This window comes from Arthrobacter sp., assembly GCF_030540645.1.
In the GTDB taxonomy this organism is placed as follows: domain Bacteria; phylum Actinomycetota; class Actinomycetes; order Actinomycetales; family Micrococcaceae; genus Specibacter.
The window spans coordinates 1,512-5,624 of the sequence record NZ_JAUNVV010000090.1; the positions used below are offsets into that span (position 1 = coordinate 1,512).

The window sequence follows — 4,113 nt, forward strand, 5'->3', positions numbered from 1 at the left end:
GCAGCCGCCACGCGGGAGTCCGCAGTGTTGGAGGGATCGACAGCCAAGATTCTTTCGGCCACGGTACCGCCGGCCAGATCGGAGACACAGATGGCCGCCTTGTCCAGGGTGAAGTCAATCCCGAGGCTGAAACCGGCCGAGGGGTTGATGGCCACGAGTTCATGCCCTCGCCGGATCGATTTATGTTCCGGCTTCAGGTTCAGCACCACGTTGCGTTCCAACAGCTCATTGGTGATGTTGGTGATGGTGGTCCGCGACGTTTTCATGCGCCGCGCCAGCTCAGCCCGATGGACGGGACCTTCGTTCAACAGCAGCTCAAGTACTTGGCGGGTGTTGTTCGCCCGCAGGCCCTTCAAGGCACCCCCGCTACTTTCCATTCGCTGCTTCCTTCAAACCATCTCCCGGCACTTCAGCCCTTTCCCGCAGAAGCCCGGACAGGAGCCCGAGCTGGCGTGGATCTTCCAAAGCGGAGCCTACCGCAATGACCCGCGCACCTGCATCAAGGAACTCTTGGGCGTTGTGCGCATCCATGCCGCCAGTCGAGACGAACTTGATCCCAGGGAAGGGCCCGCCCATCGCCTTCAGCCAGGACGTTCCCAACACGCTGGCCGGGAAAGCCTTGACCCATTGCAACCCCTGGCCCGTGGCCATCTGGATATCACTGGGGGTGGCCACCCCCGGCAAATGAGCCAGGCCCGCATCTGCGCACGCCTGGATCACCTCCAGGTTGGTTCCCGGGCTGACGGTAAAAGCAGCCCCGCAATCCTTGGCCTGTAAAACATGGATGACGTTGAGGACAGTTCCCGCACCTGCCACCAGTCCGCGCTCATGGGCAGCCTGCGCCAGCGTCTCCAATGTCCTTAGGTCTTCAGAGGTTTGGATGGGCACCTCCACGGATGTCACGCCAATGTCCCACGCCATCGTGGCGACCTCGAGGGTGCGCTGCACGCCAAGGCCTCGCAGAATCGCCATGATCGGGGCGTTGTGGAACATATTGTCAAAGAATTCGTTATTCAATGTCTGCCGCTACTTTCTTCAAAGGTTGAAAATCACTGGTGCTGGACAGTGCCCGGGCCGCAAACTGGTGGCCCCTTGCCAACCGGTCAAGGGCTTCACCACCTTCGAGCTTGGCTGAAAGCCAGCCTGCTGCAAACGCGTCCCCTGCTCCCACCACCTCAACGACCTCCACCACGGAGGCCGGAACGAACGTGGATGCGATGCCATCGAATTCCGTGGCACCGACGGCTCCGTCCTTGACGATGAGCCTGGCGGAGCCTCCAATCAAGTCCCGCACGTCCCGGGCATTGTCAAGCCCCGACCACAGTGTCTGCGCTTCGTCCAGGCCGACGAAGGTGTAGCTTGCCTGCCGTGCGTAGTTCAACAAAACCTCAGCAGCGCTCTCCACGCTCCACAGACCCGGGCGGTAGTTGACGTCGAATGACACCGCCACGCCTTCCAGCTTTGCCCGGTCAAAGAGCCGCTGCACCAGCTTCGCGCACGAGTCCGAAAGAGCCGGTGTGATCCCTGACAGGTGCAGCACCCGCACCCTGCCCCACGGCAGCGACTCCACCATTGCCGCCCCCATGAGGGCTGCAGCGGAATTTTTTCGGTAATAGTGCACCGTGGTCGACTCCACGCCGGGGTTCTTGAACATCACCCCTGTCGGGGCCGCAGGATCAATGGCGACATAGGAGATGTCAACACCGTTCTTCGCCAGCGCTTGCGTCACCCTCCTGCCCAGTGGATCGTCACCAACCCGGCTGGCCCACGCAGCAGTGTGACCCCAGTCGGCCAGCCACTGGGCAAGGTTGGATTCCGCCCCGGCCGTTGCAACTGAAAAGACGGAGGCGGTTTCCAGCGGTTCGGCCGCCATCGGAGCAACAACGGCCATCGTTTCGCCCACGGCAAGCACGTCGATCATCGTGTCCCCTCCAAGCCGTCTGCCACTGAAATTGCCAATGGCCCGCGGTAGGGGCGTGCTGGCGGCCCGCCCACGCCAACGTTGACGCAGAACAGTTTCCCGGCGTCGGGCTGTGCCTGCTCCCAACCGGCATCCAACCACCCGCTGCAGCTGGTGATGACCAGCAGATCCCCCGCAAGTGCGACGGCGGTTGGCCGTGCCGCCGGGACCTTGACGACGGCGAGAAGCTCACCTTTGGGTGAATAGCGGTGGACTGCCCACCCGTCCCACAGCGCAACCCAGATGCAGCCGTCGTCGTCCACGGTCAGGCCGTCCGTGTCGCCTGCTCCCGGCGGGAAGGCAACAAGATCCGCACTGCCGACGATCCCCGTTTGCGGATCGATGTCGAAGCGGCGGAGTACCCGCGTGCTGGTGTCCACGTAGTAGGCACTGCGGCCGTCAGCTGAGAAGTCCACGCCGTTGGAGATGCCGATTCCGTCCAGGACAACCCTGCCGTTTCCGGACGTGTCGAAGCGCCACAGGCGCCCCTGCCCGGAAACGCCGTTCCTGCCCATGGAACCAACCCACAGGTTGCCTTCGGTATCCGCTGCGCCATCATTGAACGACGTCGGGCGGCCAGCCTCCGGCGATGCCAGCACAGAAATTGTGCCGTCGTGAAAGAGGTGGGCCAGCTCGCTCTCACGTGCCATGACCCATCCCGTCCCGGGGTCAGGCAGTGGCGTGAGCGGCCCAGCCATGCCGGACACATCAAGGGTGCGTAGCAGCTCAAAGCGTGTTCCGGTGATGGTGCCCAAGTGAACCTTGCCGCCGGTGATGTCCGTCCACAGCAGCTCACCGCTGCGGCCATCGATCCTGGGCGTTTCACCCAACTCGGCACGTGGACCGCCCATGCAGACTGCGCTGAATTCCACGGGCACGGCGCCTACCATTCCAGGAATGAGTTGTCGTTCTGGCGCCAGATGGAGTTGCGCCAGCGGTGTGGGGTCAAGGCGGCATGACGGACCTTTTCCTCATCAATGCCAATGCCCAGCCCCGGAGCCACCGGCCGGGCAATGTAACCCGTTCCCATGTTGAAGACTTCCGGCTCCTCCATATAGTCAAAGAGGTCCGGGCCCTCCTGGTATCCGGAGCCGCGGCTCTGCTCCTGGAGCAGGAAGTTGGGGCTGGCGATGTCCACCTGGAGGCTGGCGGCCAAGGCAATGGGGCCCAGCGGGCAATGCGGTGCCAGCTGAACCCCGTAGGCTTCCGCCATCGCGGCAATTCTACGCACTTCGGAGATGCCGCCAGCGTGACTCAGGTCCGGTTGGACAACGCTGACGCCGTTGCCCAGAACGGTCTTGAAATCCCAGCGGGAGTAGAGGCGCTCCCCCAGCGCTAGTGGAATTGACGTGGCCTGGGCAATCAGACCAAGGTCACCGGACAGCTCTGGCAAAAGCACTTCTTCGGCAAAGATGGGCAGGTACTCTTCCATCAACGGCAGAATCCGCCGCGACATGGCCGGGGTGAACCTGCCATGGAAATCCAAGGCAATGTCTAATTCATCGCCGCCAGCTTCGCGGACCGCAGCGAGTGAGTTCACCATGCTACGGATGGTGGCTGCCGTGTCCAGAGGTGCAAGCTTGCCTGCGGGGCAGAACTTCACGGCGGTGAAGCCCTCCGCCATCGCTTCGCGTGTTGAATCCGCAAGCTCTGCTGGACTCTCACCGTGAATCCAGGTGTACATGCGCACCTTGTCCCGAACGGGTCCGCCGAGAAGTTCATAGATGGGGACATCCAATGCCTTGCCCTTGATATCCCACAGCGCTTGGTCAATGCCGGCCACCGCGCTGGAGAAGACGGGACCGCCGCGGTAGAAGCCACCCTTGGTGAGGACTTGCCAGTGGTCCTCAATTTTGGAGGCATCCTCACCGATGAGGTAATCGGACATTTCAGCTACGGCGGCAGCCACAGTTTCGGCTCGCCCTTCAACGATGGGCTCGCCCCAGCCCACCAAACCACTCTCTGTCTCGACGCGGAGGAACAGCCAGCGCGGCGGAACCTGGAACGTCTCAATCTTTGTAATCTTCATGCTTCATCCCTTAGTCCAAGATCTTCAGTCCTGCGTGCGCGGAACACACGATTCCACGACACACCACTCCAATTTCTGTCAATAGAAATGACAACATTATTCAGATTGTAGGCATGTTGGGCGT

Annotated in this window: 5 protein-coding genes; all 5 read right to left on the minus strand. The window is 62.0% G+C overall.

Features of this window, described 5'->3' with window-relative positions; all coding sequences use genetic code 11:
- On the minus strand, positions 1-377 hold a 377-nt coding region (locus tag Q4P21_RS13890; protein ID WP_369598903.1), incomplete at its 3' end, for a winged helix-turn-helix transcriptional regulator.
- Positions 367-1,017, minus strand: coding sequence for a bifunctional 4-hydroxy-2-oxoglutarate aldolase/2-dehydro-3-deoxy-phosphogluconate aldolase (locus Q4P21_RS13895; RefSeq protein WP_303389339.1), 651 nt, complete (start codon positions 1,015-1,017; stop codon positions 367-369). The genes Q4P21_RS13890 and Q4P21_RS13895, both read right to left, overlap by 11 nt.
- Positions 1,010-1,921 carry a sugar kinase gene (locus Q4P21_RS13900; protein WP_303389340.1) on the minus strand — a complete coding sequence of 304 codons (912 nt, stop codon included), beginning with the start codon at positions 1,919-1,921 and terminating at the stop codon, positions 1,010-1,012. Before Q4P21_RS13900 ends, Q4P21_RS13895 begins: the two co-directional genes overlap by 8 nt.
- Positions 1,918-2,832: an SMP-30/gluconolactonase/LRE family protein gene (locus Q4P21_RS13905; protein ID WP_303389341.1), complete on the minus strand. Its 915-nt coding sequence runs from the start codon at positions 2,830-2,832 to the stop codon at positions 1,918-1,920. The genes Q4P21_RS13900 and Q4P21_RS13905 overlap by 4 nt, the downstream gene beginning before the upstream one ends.
- A gap of 11 nt (positions 2,833-2,843) precedes the next feature.
- Positions 2,844-3,989 carry a galactonate dehydratase gene (gene dgoD / locus Q4P21_RS13910; RefSeq protein ID WP_303389342.1) on the minus strand — a complete coding sequence of 382 codons (1,146 nt, stop codon included), beginning with the start codon at positions 3,987-3,989 and terminating at the stop codon, positions 2,844-2,846.
- Positions 3,990-4,113 lie beyond the last annotated feature (124 nt).

Coding starts and splice junctions, on each gene's coding strand:
- Q4P21_RS13900 (WP_303389340.1), bottom strand. CDS start 1,921: ATGATCGACGTGCTTGCCGTGGGCGAAACGATGGCCGTTGTTGCTCCG.
- dgoD (WP_303389342.1), bottom strand. CDS start 3,989: ATGAAGATTACAAAGATTGAGACGTTCCAGGTTCCGCCGCGCTGGCTG.